This window comes from Arthrobacter sp. 18067 (assembly GCF_902706295.1).
Classification (GTDB): domain Bacteria; phylum Actinomycetota; class Actinomycetes; order Actinomycetales; family Micrococcaceae; genus Arthrobacter.
The window spans coordinates 1-15913 of the sequence record NZ_CACSJJ010000026.1 but is presented as its reverse complement, the minus strand read 5'-3'; the positions used below and the strand labels follow the sequence as shown (position 1 = coordinate 15913).

Genomic DNA, 15913 nt, shown 5'->3' with positions numbered 1-15913 from the left:
ATCATGAACGCACCAACGCGCCCTACGTCAGGTGTGCGCCGAGTGGTGGCTGGGATTGCAGCGGCAGTTGTTGCCGCGATGGCTTTCGCGCCCGCACCGGCCATGGCAACCATGGACCCTTCGAATCCCGTGATTCACGGTGCGCCCTTTGTTGGCTCAACGCTCACGCTTGAGATCGATCCTGCTTCATACCGTGGCTGCGGCGCAGCTGCCGGGCCGGACTACCGGATTTACTGGACCCGTGACGGCGTCCTCGCGGCGGACCACTGGGACTGGTGGCGCTACACGCTGGGCGAAGAGGACCGCGGCAAGACCATCGCCGCCCACGTGGCAGCCAGCCAGAACGGGTGCGAGCCGCTGGAAGTCTCCAGCGAAGAGACCGCCCCCATCTCTGCCTCCAACAGGGCAAACGGCTTCACCAGCCGCGGCAGTTACGAAATGCTCGCGCGCCGTACTGACGGCACGCTCATGCTTTACCCGCGAATGAACAACGCCTGGGAGTCAGCCAGGACTGTCGGCCCGGGCTGGAACGGCTTCGGCACGGTGGTTTCGCCCGGCGACTTCGACTCCGATGGCACCAACGACATCCTGGCCAAGGATTCCGCCGGAAATCTTTTCCTCTACGCAGGTAAGGGCGATGGCGGGTTCTACGCCGGACGCCAGGTAGGCAGTGGTTGGAACGCGTTTAATTCCGTGGTCTCCCCTGGTGATTTCAATGGTGACGGCCACAATGACATCCTTGCCCGCGATTCCGGCGGCCTCCTTTATCTGTACCCGGGCAACGGCGACGGCGGCTGGCTTAGCCGGTCTGTCGTTGGCAGCGGCTGGAACGTGGTCAATAAGATGATCACTCCCGGTGACTTCAACGGCGATAACAACGTGGACATCCTTGCCCGCGACAATGCCGGCTCCTTGCGCCTCTACAGCGGCAACGGAGCAGGCGGCTGGAACGGGATGACCGTCGTCGGCCAGGGCTGGGGCGGCATGACCACGATTGGCGCGGCCGGCGACATCGACGGCAACGGCAATGCAGATGTTTACGCTGTGGACGGCTCCGGCCAACTGCTTGCCTACTATGGCGATGGTGACGGCGGCTGGAACGGTGCCGGTGCCATCGGTTGGGGCTGGGGCGGTTTCAACGCCGTGTTCTAGAGATTGGGGGAACCATGACAACGCTTTCTTCCATGCGTAATGCAGGGATAGGTTTTCGCATCCTTCTGGCCACTCTCTTGTGCGCCGCCCTGGCGATCGCAGTTCCTCCCCCGCGCGCCATGGCCGCGGGACCGGACGTGCCGCTGCCCACCGTAGTGACGCGGACTTCTCCGGCCACAGTGGTGCCGGGCAATACCATCTCCTTGTCGTTCACCCTGAGCGGCCCCGCCCAGGAAGTAGGTTTCACCTACGTCAACGAGGACACGCTGGAACAGGCAACCCTGTACGGGCCCACCAGCCAAGCGCCTGGACCGTACAGTGCCCAGGCCAAGATTCCCGTCAACGGAAGCGCATTTAAGCGCACAGGCCGCTACAAACTCCTGAGCGTCAACATCGTGCTTCCATCCGGCAAAGGCTCCGTTCGCTATGGCCGCGACGGCAACATCCTCTTCCTCAGCCAAGGCCTCGAAGCGCCGACTCAACGGCCCGGTGCCCTGGACGGCGTCGACTTCTCCGTCAACAACCCCAACTTCCCGCTGGTAGACAATCCCAATACCAAGGCCCCCGTCGTGTCCGGCGTGGCGCGCTATGACCAAGTGCTGACCACCGACAACGGCACGTGGACATCCCCACCCACCGGCTTCGCCTATCAGTGGCTCCGCAACGGCCAGCCAATCACCGGCGCTACCCTCAACAATTACCGGGTCGCCGAAGCCGACCTGGACCAAACACTGTCTGTCCGGGTCACAGCCACGAAGGCTGGATACCGCGCTTTGTCAGCATCCTCGCTGCCGCTGACGCCCACATCGCCCATCACAGCCACGGCACCCACGCTCCAAGGCAAGCTGACAGTTGGCGAGAAGCTCACCGGCGTGTTCAACGAGGGCAGCGTCGCCACGGGCACAGCCGGCGGCACCGTCAGCGTCAAGTACGAATGGGTGCGGAACGGTACCCCGATCAACGGAGCCACCGCCAAAACCTACACGCTGACTGCGGCGGACCGTGGCGCCGTCGTCGGCTTCCGCGCGGTAGTCCAGGCCGGCAATCCCGCCACGGCCACGCGCCCGTTTACGGTCTACAGCCGCACAGTAGTGCGGAACAAGGCCCACACAGCAGGGTTCGACGCCGGTACTTCCTTGGATCTGTTCGCCCGGAACGCTGCGGCGAACCTCCTCCTGTACCCCACTGACGGCGCCGGACGCTGGCAAGCAGTGAAGACCATTGGGGCCGGCTGGGGTGGTTTCGATCTGGTGTTCAATGCCGGCGACTTCAACGGCGACGGCTTCAACGACGTCCTGGCGCGCGACGATGCCGGCACCCTGTTCCTCTACCCGGGCAATGGGACCGGGGGCTGGCTGCCGCGCAAAGAAGTCGGCTGGGGCTGGGACGTCTTCGACTCCGTCCTGGCCGCTGGTGACTTCTCAGGGGACGGCAACAACGACCTCCTGGCCCGGACACCTGCAGGAGCTCTGGTCCTCTACCCCGGAAACGGCGTGGGCGGTTTCCGGTCCCCAGGCGCGGTAGGCCAGGGCTGGGATGCCCTCAGCCAACTCTTCTCCCCCGGCGATTTCGACGGTGACGGCAACCCCGACGTCATGGGCCGCGACACGGCCGGGAACCTCCGCCTCTACGGCGGCAACGGCAGCGGCGGCTGGACCACCGCACGGTCCATCGGCACCGGCTGGAATGTCATGTCGCGCATCGGCGGCGCAGGAGACTTCAACGGCGATGGCCTCAACGATGTCTGGGCGATCGACTCCGCCGGCCAGCTGAACATGTACTACGGCAACGGCAGCGGCGGCTGGAAGGGCGCTGGAGTGGTTGGTTGGGGCTGGGGCGGATTCACCGCCGTGTTCTAAGCCGATTTTGGTTGAGTTTTGGGTTTGACTTGTCTTTTTCGTGAATCTTTGCCAGCGAATTCCCAGACTTCGGTTCTGCCAATGTACTCTCAATTCACTGACACCCGCCGGCCCTCTGGGACCGGCTTGAATTGGGGGAACAATGGGGAGCACTCCTCTGCGCCGTGCGCGCACCTGGCTGGCCGCATTTGCGAGCGGCATCGTCCTGATTACTGGTCTTGGTTACGCACCTGCCGCCCATGCCGACGACTTCTTCGCGCCGGTTCCGGTTGCCGTGTCGACGACGCCGAACTCGTTCGAGGCCGGAGGACACGCAACATCGAGGATCACCTTCCAGGCAACAAGTCCCATCGCCGACGTGTACGTGGCGTTCCGACACGCAGCTACCAATACCGTTCACCGGCAGCTGACGCAGGGCTCCTACAACGCCTCTGACTCGACGTATTCATTTGACGTGTTCTCTGAACAGCAGACCCCGTCAGGTGCCTATCTTGCGCAGTACGTAGAAATCCACACCACCGCGGGCAACGTAGTGGTCTACTGGCGCGACGGATCACTCATCGAGAACCAGGGCAACCTGGCTATCCCCGGAGTCGATGCAGTGAGGCTCGACGCCATGGACTTCACATACTCCACCCCGCTGGATCGTCCCCACACCACCGGGTTCTACCGTGAGTACTGGGATCCCTACACCATGAACTTGATGGTCCGCGACTCCTTGGGCCGTCTGGGCATGTACACCACTGGAGGGAACGGTACGTGGACGGGAGCCTACGAAGTCGGCTCCGGATGGAACATCTTTAATGTGATGCTCGCAGCCGGGGACTTCAACAACGACGGCGAAAATGACGTGATCGCACGCGACGCTTCCGGTGCACTGTTCCTTTACCCTGGCGACTGGCATGGAGGCTGGTATCCGCGACAGCAGATCGGCTGGGGTTGGGGAATCTTCACCACAATTATCGCAGCTGACGATTTCAGCGGAGATGGCAACAACGACCTCCTGGCGCGCAAGCCTTCCGGCGAGCTCGTTCTGTATCCAGGCAATGGACAGGGCGGCTTCTTCGCAGCAAGCACTGTCGGGTGGGGCTGGAACGGCATGACGTCCATCTTCTCTCCGGGCGACTTCGACGGCGACCACAAGCCCGACATCCTGGCCCGTGACACTGCCGGGAACCTGCGATTCTACGGTGGCAACGGTCGCGGTGGATGGACCACAAGCAGCGTGATCGGCCAGGGGTGGAACGCCATCACCAAACTGGGTGGTGCAGGAGACTTCAATGGCGACGGCGCAAACGATGTCTGGGGCATCGACACCTCCGGCCAGATGCGCATGTACTACGGCAACGGCTCCGGCGGTTGGAAGACCTCGGGCGTAGTCGGTTGGGGCTGGGGCGGCTTCAACGCCGTCTTCTAGAAGCTTTCGGTACCCCATCCACGATGGATGCCCCGCCGATGGAATCGGGCGGGGTCCCTCTGAACATTTTTTCCAATTTATCTACCGCTGCCCGAATCAGGCAGCCTCTTTCCTGGAGGAACCCCTTGGAGACCAGTACTCCTATGCCTGCCGTTGCGCGCAAGCGACGGCGCTTGTTTTCAGTCCTTGCCGCGTCTGTGGTGGCCGGTTTGCTTGTCACCTCGGCGCTGCCTGCAGAAGCGGCTGTGCCGGCGATTGGAGTGCCTGCGCGCTTGGTCTATGTCAGTACCCCACCCCAACTGGGCGGCGATGCAACCGTCGGCGGCCTGTTGGTGATGGACATCTCAAATACATTTGCCCATGTGTCACCCGAGGGAGGGGCTCCGGCCGTTTCATTCGGCTGGACACGTGACGGAGCTGTAATCCCTGGCGCAACTGGAACGACGTACCGCGCAACGTCAGCTGACTTGGGACGAGTCGTAGCCGCTTCCGTCACGATCACCTATGACGCGGACTCCACAACGACGGTGCAAGCCTCCCACCCGCTGCGCATCGCGGCAGCTCCCCGCGCCCGCGGATTCAACGGCGACGGTACCCTGGACATCTTTGCGCGGGACGCCTCGGGCCGGCTCCTGCTGTACCCCACCGACGGGCGCGGTAACTGGCAGCCAACCCAGGTGATCGGGTGGGGTTGGAACAACTTCAACCTGTTGGTTTCACCTGGTGACTTCGACGGCGACGGCACGGTGGATGTTCTGGCCCGTGACGGTCAGGGACGCCTCTTCCTGTACCAAGGAAACGGTTCTGGTGGCTGGAAGAAGGCACTCCAGATAGGTCAGGGGTGGCAAGGCTTCAGGGAGCTAAGTGCAGCCGGAGATTTCAACGGTGACGGCAGCAACGACATCCTTGCCGTAGACAATGCAGGCAACCTGTTCCTCTATCCGGGAAACGGTCGCGGTGGATGGCTCTCGTCTCGCTGGATAGGCCAGGGATGGCAGGGTATGGACTCCGTAGGGGCCGGTCATTTCCTCGGCTATTCCAGCGTTGTTACGTTGTCCAAGTCATTCTGGGGCGACCTTCAAGCGCGCACCTCCAATCGCAATGGCTATTTTGAAGAGTACGGCCTCCCCGGAAGCTACGCCGGAACCATCGGCTGGGGTTGGGATTCCATGGCGCGCTTCGGCATGGCCGGTGACTTCAACGGAGACGGAGATTCCGACGTCTACGGAATCGACCGTAGCGGACGACTCACCATGTATTTGGGCGACACGTCAGGCTTCCGGCAGCGGGGCATCGCCGGTTTCCGTTGGAAGGGTTCCCCAACGGTCGGCTGGGGCTGGGGCGGATTCACCGCCGTCTTCTAGGCCGCATTCTACCGGCCCGGCAACATTTGCTTCTCTTGAGGAGACTCGGACATGACGAAGTATTCAACCCTATCCCCAGGCCGCCATCTGCGTATTCTTGCAGCAGTACTAACGGCCATGCTGGCAGGCCTTCTTCTGCACAGCCCGGCGGCTGAGGCATCGCCGTCAGAGGCTCAATCGTTAGCCGTGGAATCCTACGTTTGGCCACCGGATCCGGCTTTCCTGAGCATGGCAGCAGCAACCACTGCCCCAATTCCGGTCTCAGGCGAGATGCGCATGAACTTCACGGTTGCTCGTCCGGCGACCCGTGTGCAAATAGTGCTGGTCGATGCATCGCAAGTGACTGAAAGATTCCTATCTTGGAAGCAGCCTGTTGGCGGAGAACCACAGGTGTCCGGGTCTGCGGTGCGTTCTGTCCAGGCAAGCGACGCAGAAGGAAAGTACACACTGCGGGAAGCCACCGTTTACTTCGCCGACGGTTCAAACGCCACGATACGGCCCAAGAAGTTCGGAGCCAGCTCACCTGCAACGGATGACTTTCCTAAGGCTGCTTTTGACGTCAGTAACCCGGCCCTGAGACTTCAGCCAAATGTTAACCTGACCCCCGCTTACGTTGAGGGTTCCCCCGAAACCGGTATTTGGGCGAGAGCCAACCTTGGCTCGTGGAAAGGGGGAGTATCACATGCTGACTATCAGTGGGTGCGTGATGGCGTGGACCACGAACGAAAGACCTATGACTATGACTTTTCCTCGTTTGACGTTGGCTCGCTGATTTCCTTCAGAGCAGTGGTGTATGCATCCGACTACCTGCCCACAGCGATTGTTTCAAAAGCGGTGGGGCCCATCATTCAGCCACGTCGGCCGAAAGTACTGGGCGAAGGAGCAGTTGGTTCTATTCTCCGAACTGACTTCAGCCTTGCCGAAGTTGCTGTTCCGTCTGGGGCTACCGCAGTTGTCAAACACCGTTGGGTAGGACCTCCGTATGTGGAGCGCCCGGGCGGCGCGACGTATCGGCCAACCCCACAGGACCAAGCCCACGGCTACTCCGAGCACTACGTCGCCGCCGAGGTCACCGTTTCCTCTGGCTGGGACACCTTGCGGCTTGTAACCAGCGAATGGAAGGAAAATATCAAGGACTCCCACTGGTCCAGTGGTTTCGATGGCGATGGAACGACGGATGTCCTGACCCGCGACCGGTCCGGAATACTAAGCCTGTACCCCACATCAGTTCAGGGCGGATGGCAGGCGCCGCGGGTCATCGGGCAGGGATGGTCTGAGATGACGTCCATATTCAAGGCAGGCGATCTTGACCGTGATGGCAAGAACGATGTCGTGGCCAGGGACGCCGCGGGCCGCCTCTTCCTGTACCCGGGAAACGGCCAAGGCGGCTGGCTGCAGCAGCGGCAAATCGGCACTGGCTGGAATGTCTTCAACACCGTTTTCTCGGCCACCAGCACGACCATCGACGGTGGTCACAGCGGCATCTACGGCCGCGACGCCAACGGAACTCTCTGGCACTTCGCCAGTTACAGCGGTGGTGGCCTGACTTACGGAGGGTACCCGGTGGGAACTGGCTGGAACATGTTCAACACAGTCTTCCCGGCCGGCGACTTCAACGGCGACGGTGTCGAGGACCTGATGGGGCGTACACCCTCCGGACAGCTCTACAGCTACCGACTGAATGGTGACAAGATCGATCAACGCCAGGTCATCGGTGTTGGGTGGCAGGTCATGGCCAGAGTTGGAGCCGCCGGCGATTTCAACGCAGACGGTCATCAGGATGTTTATGGCATCGACTATTCCGGCCGAATGCACATGTACTACGGTAACGGGGCCGGTGGCTGGAAAGGGTCCTCCGTCGTCGGCTGGGGCTGGGGCGGATTCACCGCCGTCTTCTAGGCCTAGTCCACGCTCTTGATCTTCACCACAAACACCGCTCCCAAGAGCCCAATCACTGCGGCGGCTACGTACAACGAGACGTAGCCGCCCCAGTAAGCGACAAATGGGAACGCGATCAATGGCGCCACCACCTGGGGCAGCGAGTTCGCGATGTTGATGATGCCCAGGTCCCGGCCGCGGTCCAGTGCGGTGGGCAGGACCTGGGTGATCAGCGCGAAGTCCACGGCGAGGTAGGCACCGAACCCGATTCCCAGCACCAGCGCACCGGCAAGTCCGCCGATCCACGTGGGGGCAAATGCGAGTATCAGCGACGCCACCGCGATGATGACGGATGACGCTATGACCAGCGGCTTTCGCTTTCCCATCCTGTCGCTCAACCTCCCGCCCAGAACGCTGGTGATGATCACCGTGATGGCATATAAGCCGGTCAGAATGAGAACGCCGAACTCCGGCTTGATGCCCTCGGTTTCCTCCAAGTGCACAGCGTCGCTGAGGAAAAAGAGCAAATATAGCGTGACCATGTGGTTGCCCGTGCTCACCAAGAGCCGGGTCATCCAAGCCCACGCGAAATCCGGGTAGCGCTTGGGGGAAACCCAGAAACCCTTGAGGAACTCCAGCAGTTTGAATGGCGGACGTTCCCGCTGGGGCAACGGCTGATCGTCGCTCTTGAAGAGATAAAGCACGACGCCGGCCAGCAGCGCTGCGGCGCACACCCAGTAACCAGCGGCGAAGTCACCGGCGACGACGGCAGCGATCACCGCTCCGACCAGGATGCCCACCGTCTGCCCCATGGCCGCCAAGCCGCCGACCGTACCGCGCTGGGGCACTGGAACCCGGTCCGGGACAGCGGCAGTGATGGCTGCGTACATGGCGTTGGCTCCGGCCTGCACAACGCACCATAACAAGGCCATGACGGCCACGTTCGGAGCACCGGCAAGGGCAACCAGTGCCACAGCTCCCAGAATGGCGCCCATGAGGACCCAGGGAACCCGCCGCCCAAAGCGGGACGTTGTGCGGTCACTGAATGCGCCGAACAAGGGGTTTGCCACCATGGAAACCGCCGCACCACAGCCGGTGACCAGGGCCAGAATTGCTTCCTTCTGGCCGTCATCGAAGTGTGCAGCTTGCTGTCCCAAGAGCACTTGAAGGGGTCCAAAGAAGGCCGCGTTGATGCCCAGGTTGACCAGCACCACTCCCGTGACCCAGAGCGGCCGAACGCGTTCCACCGGTTCGTCCAGCGCCGTAGTGGTTCCCCGCAGTACGGCAGGATCCGGCACTGGACCCGGCAGGTCGGACAGGCTCATGGCAGGTTCCCCCTCGTTTCAATGTTTGGATTCAGCCTAGCGCGGCGTAGCGACACTGGACCGCCGTCGTGCTCTTTATCCACATAGGCCGAAACAAGCGCTGCTATAGCCCTTGCACGAGCGTTACTGTGGCCTCAAAGCGATTGAGGGGAAGCACTATGAGCGAGCATGTAAATACCGCCGATCTTTACGACGAACGAGGCGAGGAACTGGAATCCATAGCTGTCCAGTATGAAAACCTGGGTGGGCACACCCACTTCAGCGGGCCGGTCCGCACTATCCGGTGCTTTGAAGACAATGCCCTGGTCAAAGCCGTCCTCGGCACTCCCGGCGAAGGAGCCGTCCTGGTCATTGATGGCCAGGCGTCGCTGCGGACCGCACTCATGGGAGACATGATTGCGGAGAGCGCCGTGGCCAATGGCTGGTCCGGGGTGGTGATCAACGGAGCCATCCGGGACCGCGAGGCCGTTGCCCGTTTGCCCCTTGGCGTCAAAGCTCTCGGCAGCAACCCGAAAAAGAGCGCCAAGACGGGCGTGGGCGAAGTGGACGTTGAGCTGGTGATCGATCGCGTCCGCATCCAGCCTGGAGTGATGATCTACTGCGACCCGGACGGCATCCTGGTTGAGCGCTGACCCTTCCCTCGTGGACGACTTAGAGGGAAAGTGGAAGAAATATTCTCCCTTCGGGAATCAACTGGGCCGTAAGATAGTTACTGAAAGCAACTATCCTGCTTAATCCACTTTTCTGCCACCTCTGGAGAAGATATGTCCAAAACCACGCCCGTTCGGGCCGCCGGTGAGGTCCTGACCCATCGTCAGACCCTCACCGTCATGGTGGGACTCATGCTCGGCATGTTCCTGTCCTCGCTGGACCAGACCATCGTGTCGACGTCCATCTACACCATCGCCAACGACCTCGATGGCCTCTCGCTCCAAGCCTGGGCCACCACGGCGTACCTCATCACTTCAACCGTGAGCACCCCGCTGTACGGCAAGCTCAGCGACATCTTCGGACGACGCCCGCTGTACCTCGTGGCCATCGTGATCTTCCTGGCTGGTTCGCTGTACGCGGGGTCGGTGCACTCCATGACCGAACTGGCCATCGCACGCGGTATCCAGGGCCTCGGCGCCGGCGGTCTGCTGGCTTTGGCGCTGACCATCATCGGCGACATCGTGGCCTTGAAGGACAGGGCAAAGTACCAGGGCTACTTCATGTCTGTGTTCGGTATCTCTTCCGTCCTCGGGCCCGTGATAGGCGGCGCGTTTGCCGGCTCGGCCAGCATCCTGGGGTTTGACGGCTGGCGCTGGGTCTTCTTCATCAACCTGCCCATCGGGCTCGCGGCACTCGTAGTCGTCTTCATGTACCTGCACCTGCCAGCGCGGCACGTGAAGCAGAAGATCGACTACTGGGGCGCCGCCGCCATCACGCTGGCGATTGTGCCGCTGCTGCTCGTGGCAGAACAGGGCCGCACGTGGGGCTGGGCCTCCGCCGGATCGTGGCTCTGCTACGGCCTGGGCGTCATCGGCATCGTCGCGTTCCTGCTCGCTGAGAAGCGAGCTGGAGACTACGCACTGATTCCGTTGCGGCTCTTCAAGAACATGACGTTCGGGCTGTCATCGCTGCTGAACTTCATCATCGGCATCGGCATGTTCGGCGCCATCGCCATGCTGCCCATGTACCTGCAGCTAGTGAAGGGGCTGACTCCTACCGAGGCCGGCCTGATGATGATCACGTTTACCGTGGGCATCCTCTTCGGCTCCATTTCTGCCGGCCGCACCATCTCGTCGTCGGGCGTCTACAGAATCTTCCCGATCATGGGCACGGCCACCTTGGCAGCTGCAGCTACCGTCATGGGCCTTGTGCTTGGCGTCGACACCGGTCTGTGGGTTCCCGGTCTGATTGCAGTGTTCTTCGGCGTTGGTTTGGGCTTCTGCATGCAGCCCCTGACGCTTGCCATGCAGGTTTCGGTTCCTCCCAAGGACATGGGCGTTGGTACCTCCACAGCGGCGTTCTTCCGTTCCATGGGTGGTGCCGTGGGCACGGCAGTGTTCATCTCCATGCTGTTCAGCACTGCTGCCGATAAGATCGCCGACGGCATGAAGACAGCTGCGGCCAACCCGGACTACCAGGCCGTCATGCGGGATCCCGCAGTCGCCTCGGACCCAGCAAATGCGAAGCTCTTCGACTTCTTCAAGAACGGCGCCAACAACGAGTCCTTGAACGACACCAGCTGGCTCCACTCGGCCAACAGCACGCTGACCAGGCCCATCACAGAGGGCTTTGCCCAGGCGATCGACATCGTCATGCTGACCGCAGCCGGGCTCATGATCATTGCGTTCCTGATCAGCTTCGCATTGCCGAATAAGAAGCTCACGGACCCGAAGGCTGCCGCCAAGGAATCGGTGTCCGCACACTAGGCAGCGACTCGCTCCAAGCACCATGAACAATAACGGCAGGCAGTCCACGGACCGCCTGCCGTTGTTGTGTCATGAAGCGATTTTCAATGTGCGGCCCGAATAAGCTCATGGGCCTGTTCAACGTCGCCGCGCAGGTCCCGGTCGGTGACCTCGGAGGGCAAGGTAAATCCAGCCTCCATCATGGCTCGCATCCTGGCGCTGCTGAACTCCGCGGTGCGTCGTCCTTGAAGTCGCAGCGCACGTGAAGCACAGACCAGTTCGACGGCGGTAACGGTCGCCAAGGCTTCGGCGGTGGACTGCAACTGCGCCGCGGCTAAGCTTGCGAAGCTTGCGTCTTCCTCTGCTCCCAACGACAACACCACCGTCTGCAGGCTGGCGGGTTGGGCATTCGCGCGGATTCGCCCCACCGCGGCGGCGGCCACGTACTCCAGCATCATGACTCCGGATTGTCCCGTCCCGTCTTCAGCCAGGAAGGGCTGCAACCCCGTGTAGTTGGGGTCGCAGAGGAGATCAATCCTTCGAAGATGAGTTGCGCACGCGGCGCCAATGGCCAGCTGCAGGGCATCCGCACGGCGGGCAAGGTTGGTCATCTGGAAGAGCCCATGGTGGGCGACGTCGTTTGAACCATCGGACGTCGAGCCATGGACCAAGGGATTCTCGTTGCCCGCTGTCACCAGACGGCTCAACAAAGTACCCAGGGCCGCGAGCTCCTCGGCTTGGGATCCGAAGATCTGTGGCAGGGTCCGGAGGCAATAAGGATCCTGAATTCTGGATGGCTCTCCGCTCCCCTCAACCAGGCCACGCAGAGTGTCCACCATTTCTGCCACGGCAGGGGTGTCCGCTGCCGCTGCAACTGCCGGACTGATCGCCTCCGGGTTGCCCGACATCGCGACGAAGGACAATGCGGCAACAGACGCAGCGTTGCGGAGGAGCCCCGACAATTCCTGATGCGCAAGAACGGCCTGGGCAATGGTCAGGGCGCTGGAACTGATGAAGGGCAGGGCATCCGCGGTAGCCCAACCCTCCACGCTGCGCTGAGCACCTCCCCCACCCAAGGGCGCGCGTTCCCCAAGCATCGTGAGCGCCGTACCGGCCAGGGCCTGCAAATCGGCCGTACCAATACCGCCAAACTCCCGGATTTCAGGAACCGTATCCGAGTTGATCAGCTCACTGAGGGCCACGGCAATGGCAGGGTTGATCCCAGATCCACCGGCTGCCAACTGGGACAGCCTGACCACCAACAGCGCTCGGACCGTCCGGCGGTCCAGGGGTTTGCCCGCATCCACGGCGTGGCTGCGCAGAAGCTTGAGACCGTGGGGGTCGCCGCCGTCGGCTTCGGCCAAAGCAACGGTCCTGTTCGCGCCCACCCCTGTTGAACGGCCGTAGACGGGTCGCCGTGAGGCTGTGGCAATGGCTGACTCCTGCGAGCCAGCCATGCGAATCAACGCATCAGGCGCAAGATGGACGGAAGCGCCGTCGGCAACGGCTGCGATGTCTGCCAAGGCCAGGTTCCGGCCGTCGATCTCGATCATGGACCGATCCTTTCATCCATCGTCGATGCAGTGATCCCTGCTAGGTAGTCGGTTTCAGGCGCAATGCGGACTGGATTCCAAACTTCCGGGGTCCGGGCAGGAACCCGTTCCCGCGGAACCGCGTCCGGCCACTCGACCCTGACTGCCGGAGAATCGGAGACCGTTGAGGCGCCCATCGAGGCATGCATCGTTGCGGAGCCGGTGGACACGCTCATTGGCTTGCTTTCTCGGAGGCATTCTCGTTCATGGGGATGCGGACGCCGCGTTCGTTGGCGACGTCGACGGCGCGGTCGTAGCCGGCGTCGACGTGGCGGATGACGCCCATGCCGGGGTCGTTGGTCAGGAGCCGTTCGAGCTTCTCGGCAGCGAGGTCGGTGCCGTCGGCGACGGAGACCTGTCCGGCGTGCAGGGACCGGCCGATACCTACACCGCCGCCGTGGTGGATCGAAACCCAGGTAGCGCCCGAAGAGGTGTTGATCAGGGCGTTCAGCAACGGCCAGTCCGCAATTGCGTCGGACCCGTCGGCCATGGACTCGGTCTCACGGTACGGAGACGCCACGGAACCCGAATCCAGGTGGTCACGGCCGATCACGATCGGGGCCTTGACCTTGCCCTCCTTGACGAGCTGGTTGAACAGCAGGCCGGCCTTGGCGCGTTCGCCGTAGCCGAGCCAGCAAATACGTGCCGGGAGGCCTTCGAATTCCACCCGGTCCGCCGCGGCGTCGAGCCACTTGTGCAGGTGCGTGTTCTCCGGGAACAGTTCCTTGATCGCCGCATCCGTCACGGCGATGTCTTCCGGATCTCCGGAGAGCGCGACCCAGCGGAACGGGCCAAGGCCCTCGCAGAACAGCGGACGGATGTACGCCGGAACGAAGCCGGGGAACTCGAACGCCCGCCCGTAGCCGCCCTTGCGGGCCTCGTCACGGATGGAGTTGCCGTAATCGAACACCTCAGCACCGGCGTCCTGGAACTCCACCATCGCCTGGACGTGGCGGGCCATCGAAGCCTGGGCCTTCTTGGTGAACCCTTCCGGGTCCGCCTCAGCCTCGGTATGCCACTCCGCCACCGTGATGCCCTCAGGCAGGTAGGACAACGGATCGTGCGCGGACGTCTGGTCCGTGACCACATCAAAGGTCACTTCCCCGGCCTTGTGGCGGGCCAGCAGTTCCGGGAACACCTCCGCGGCGTTGCCCACGTAACCGACGGACCAGCCGCGGCGCTCGTCCTTGGCCTTCTGGACCTTCGCGATCGCAGCATCCAGATCCGTTTCGACCTCGTCCAAATACCGCTTCCCGGCACGGCGACGCAGGCGGGTCTCATCGACGTCCACGATCAAGCAGGCGCCATCGTTCAACGTCACGGCCAGTGGCTGCGCGCCGCCCATGCCACCACAACCGCCGGTCAAGGTCAGGGTCCCGGCCAGCGGGCCCTCAGTTGAACCAGCAGCGGCGGGTGCCGGGTGACGTCCCTCCGCAGCCAACTTGTTACCCACCGCAGCGAAGGTTTCGTACGTGCCCTGCAGGATGCCCTGGGTGCCGATGTAGATCCAGGACCCGGCCGTCATCTGGCCGTACATCATCAAACCCTCAGCCTCGAGGCGGCGGAACTCAGGCCACGTCGCCCAGTCCCCGACGAGGTTGGAGTTGGCCAGGAGCACGCGGGGCGCCCACTCGTGGGTGCGGAACACACCCACCGGCTTCCCCGACTGCACCAGCAGCGTCTCGTCCTTCTCCATGGTCTCCAGCGTCCGGGTGATCGCATCAAACGCAGCCCACGACCGCACAGCACGGCCCGTGCCACCGTAAACCACCAGATCATCCGGACGCTCAGCAACCTCAGGATCCAGGTTGTTCATCAACATGCGCAACGGCGCCTCGGTCTGCCACGACTTGGCAGTAAGCTCAGTACCCCGGGCGGCCTTGACCGGACGGGCACCAGTAGTGAAATCGGCAGTCATTCTTTACTCCTCTAAAAGCAACCGGCTGAAGCGAACCGACGGGATTAGCCCAGGTTCTTTGTCTTGAGCCATTCCTTGGCGATTTCGCCGATGTCCTCAAACTTGGCCACACGGCCGTTCATCTTGATCAGGTCCTCAGTCGTGAGCGCAGCAGAGACCTTGTCCAGCGTTTCCTTGACGGCGTCTGTGGACTTCTTCTCATTGATGACCGGCACGATGTTCTCGGAGAGGAACAGGTTCTTGTTGTCCTCCAGCGCCACCAGGTTGTTCTCGGCCAACGCGGGATCCGTGCTGAAGAGGTCCGCTACCTGTACCTGACCGGAAAGAAGGGCGTTCAGCGTCAGCGGCCCGCCGGCGTCGAGCGCTGAAAATTCCTTGAACTCAAGGTTGTAAACGGACTTCAGGCCGGCCACGCCGTTGAGGCGGGTCTTCCACTCCGGCGGGCCGCCGAGGACCAGATCCTTGGCAACGGGCTGGAGGTCCTCGATGGTCTTGAGCTTGTACTGGTCGGCGATGTCCTTCTTGACGGCCAGGACGTCCTTGTCCTCCGCTTCGGAAGCCGTGAGGACCGCGAGGCCAGCCGGGATCTTGGTGGTCAGTTCCTTGGCGACGTCCTCGGAGGAAACAGCCTTGGTGGCGGAGTCGAGGTACTGCAGGAGCGCTCCGCCGTACTCGGGCATGAGGTCAATCGATCCGTCCTTGAGGGCGGGAATGGTGACCTCGCGACTGCCGATACTCGGCTTCTCGGTGACCTCGACGCCCTTGGCTTTGAGGGCTTCGGCGTAGATCTTGGCGATCAGCTGGCTTTCTGGGAAGTCCGCGGAACCGACGATGATGCTGTCGCCCGACGCTCCAGCTGCTGTGTTGGAGGAGCTCAGGGGATCCCCGCCGCCGCAGGCACTCAGGGTGATGGCGGCAACTGCCGCGAGGGTGAAACCGGTCAGGTACTTTTTCATGTCAACTCTCCTGGAACAGGCTCTGCAAGGCATGCAGCGGCCAGGTGGGGGTGGGG

Annotated in this window: 11 protein-coding genes; 7 read left to right on the top strand and 4 right to left on the bottom strand. The window is 62.4% G+C overall.

Features of this window, described 5'->3' with window-relative positions:
* Nucleotides 1-3: 3 nt before the first annotated feature.
* The 5 genes from GVL04_RS21240 (at nt 4) to GVL04_RS21220 (ending at nt 7691) form a co-directional block, all read left to right on the top strand.
* The gene (locus GVL04_RS21240; RefSeq protein WP_159708226.1) at nt 4-1152 is read left to right on the top strand and encodes a VCBS repeat-containing protein; all 1149 of its coding nucleotides are present in this window, start codon (nt 4-6) and stop codon (nt 1150-1152) included.
* A 14-nt stretch (nt 1153-1166) separates the two neighbouring features.
* Nucleotides 1167-3011 carry an FG-GAP-like repeat-containing protein gene (locus GVL04_RS21235; RefSeq protein WP_159708224.1) on the top strand — a complete coding sequence of 615 codons (1845 nt, stop codon included), beginning with the start codon at nt 1167-1169 and terminating at the stop codon, nt 3009-3011.
* A gap of 142 nt (nt 3012-3153) precedes the next feature.
* Nucleotides 3154-4428, top strand: a complete 1275-nt coding sequence (locus GVL04_RS21230) for a VCBS repeat-containing protein (protein ID WP_159708223.1) — start codon at nt 3154-3156, stop codon at nt 4426-4428.
* 173 nt (nt 4429-4601) lie between these two features.
* Nucleotides 4602-5792 (top strand): FG-GAP-like repeat-containing protein, encoded by a 1191-nt coding sequence (locus GVL04_RS21225; RefSeq protein WP_235036385.1) that lies wholly within the window; start codon nt 4602-4604, stop codon nt 5790-5792.
* A gap of 711 nt (nt 5793-6503) precedes the next feature.
* Nucleotides 6504-7691, top strand: coding sequence for a VCBS repeat-containing protein (locus GVL04_RS21220; RefSeq protein WP_159708222.1), 1188 nt, complete (start codon nt 6504-6506; stop codon nt 7689-7691).
* 2 nt (nt 7692-7693) lie between these two features.
* Here GVL04_RS21220 and GVL04_RS21215 read toward each other — a convergent pair whose 3' ends face one another.
* Complete coding sequence (locus GVL04_RS21215) at nt 7694-8995, bottom strand: MFS transporter (RefSeq protein ID WP_159708221.1); 1302 nt, start codon at nt 8993-8995, stop codon at nt 7694-7696.
* Nucleotides 8996-9153: 158 nt separating this feature from the next.
* Between GVL04_RS21215 and rraA the strand changes: the two genes are divergently transcribed.
* Nucleotides 9154-9627 carry a ribonuclease E activity regulator RraA gene (gene rraA, locus GVL04_RS21210; RefSeq protein ID WP_159708220.1) on the top strand — a complete coding sequence of 158 codons (474 nt, stop codon included), beginning with the start codon at nt 9154-9156 and terminating at the stop codon, nt 9625-9627.
* A 132-nt stretch (nt 9628-9759) separates the two neighbouring features.
* Nucleotides 9760-11412: an MDR family MFS transporter gene (locus GVL04_RS21205; protein WP_159708219.1), complete on the top strand. Its 1653-nt coding sequence runs from the start codon at nt 9760-9762 to the stop codon at nt 11410-11412.
* A gap of 83 nt (nt 11413-11495) precedes the next feature.
* Here the strand turns inward: GVL04_RS21205 and GVL04_RS21200 are convergent, their stop codons facing one another.
* The 3 genes from GVL04_RS21200 to GVL04_RS21190 form a co-directional block, all read right to left on the bottom strand.
* The gene (locus GVL04_RS21200) at nt 11496-12944 is read right to left on the bottom strand and encodes an aromatic amino acid lyase (RefSeq protein WP_159708218.1); all 1449 of its coding nucleotides are present in this window, start codon (nt 12942-12944) and stop codon (nt 11496-11498) included.
* A gap of 211 nt (nt 12945-13155) precedes the next feature.
* Entirely contained in the window at nt 13156-14901 is a 1746-nt protein-coding gene (locus tag GVL04_RS21195; protein WP_159708217.1) for a urocanate hydratase, read from the bottom strand.
* 44 nt (nt 14902-14945) lie between these two features.
* Entirely contained in the window at nt 14946-15857 is a 912-nt protein-coding gene (locus GVL04_RS21190; protein ID WP_159708216.1) for an ABC transporter substrate-binding protein, read from the bottom strand.
* Nucleotides 15858-15913 lie beyond the last annotated feature (56 nt).

Bases quoted from the DNA above. Each gene is read 5' to 3' on its own strand.
- GVL04_RS21215 (WP_159708221.1), bottom strand. From the start codon at position 8,995: ATGAGCCTGTCCGACCTGCCGGGTCCAGTGCCGGATCCTGCCGTACTG.
- GVL04_RS21195 (WP_159708217.1), bottom strand. From the start codon at position 14,901: ATGACTGCCGATTTCACTACTGGTGCCCGTCCGGTCAAGGCCGCCCGG.
- GVL04_RS21240 (WP_159708226.1), top strand. From the start codon at position 4: ATGAACGCACCAACGCGCCCTACGTCAGGTGTGCGCCGAGTGGTGGCT.
- GVL04_RS21230 (WP_159708223.1), top strand. From the start codon at position 3,154: ATGGGGAGCACTCCTCTGCGCCGTGCGCGCACCTGGCTGGCCGCATTT.
- GVL04_RS21205 (WP_159708219.1), top strand. From the start codon at position 9,760: ATGTCCAAAACCACGCCCGTTCGGGCCGCCGGTGAGGTCCTGACCCAT.
- GVL04_RS21200 (WP_159708218.1), bottom strand. From the start codon at position 12,944: ATGATCGAGATCGACGGCCGGAACCTGGCCTTGGCAGACATCGCAGCC.
- GVL04_RS21235 (WP_159708224.1), top strand. From the start codon at position 1,167: ATGACAACGCTTTCTTCCATGCGTAATGCAGGGATAGGTTTTCGCATC.
- rraA (WP_159708220.1), top strand. From the start codon at position 9,154: ATGAGCGAGCATGTAAATACCGCCGATCTTTACGACGAACGAGGCGAG.
- GVL04_RS21190 (WP_159708216.1), bottom strand. From the start codon at position 15,857: ATGAAAAAGTACCTGACCGGTTTCACCCTCGCGGCAGTTGCCGCCATC.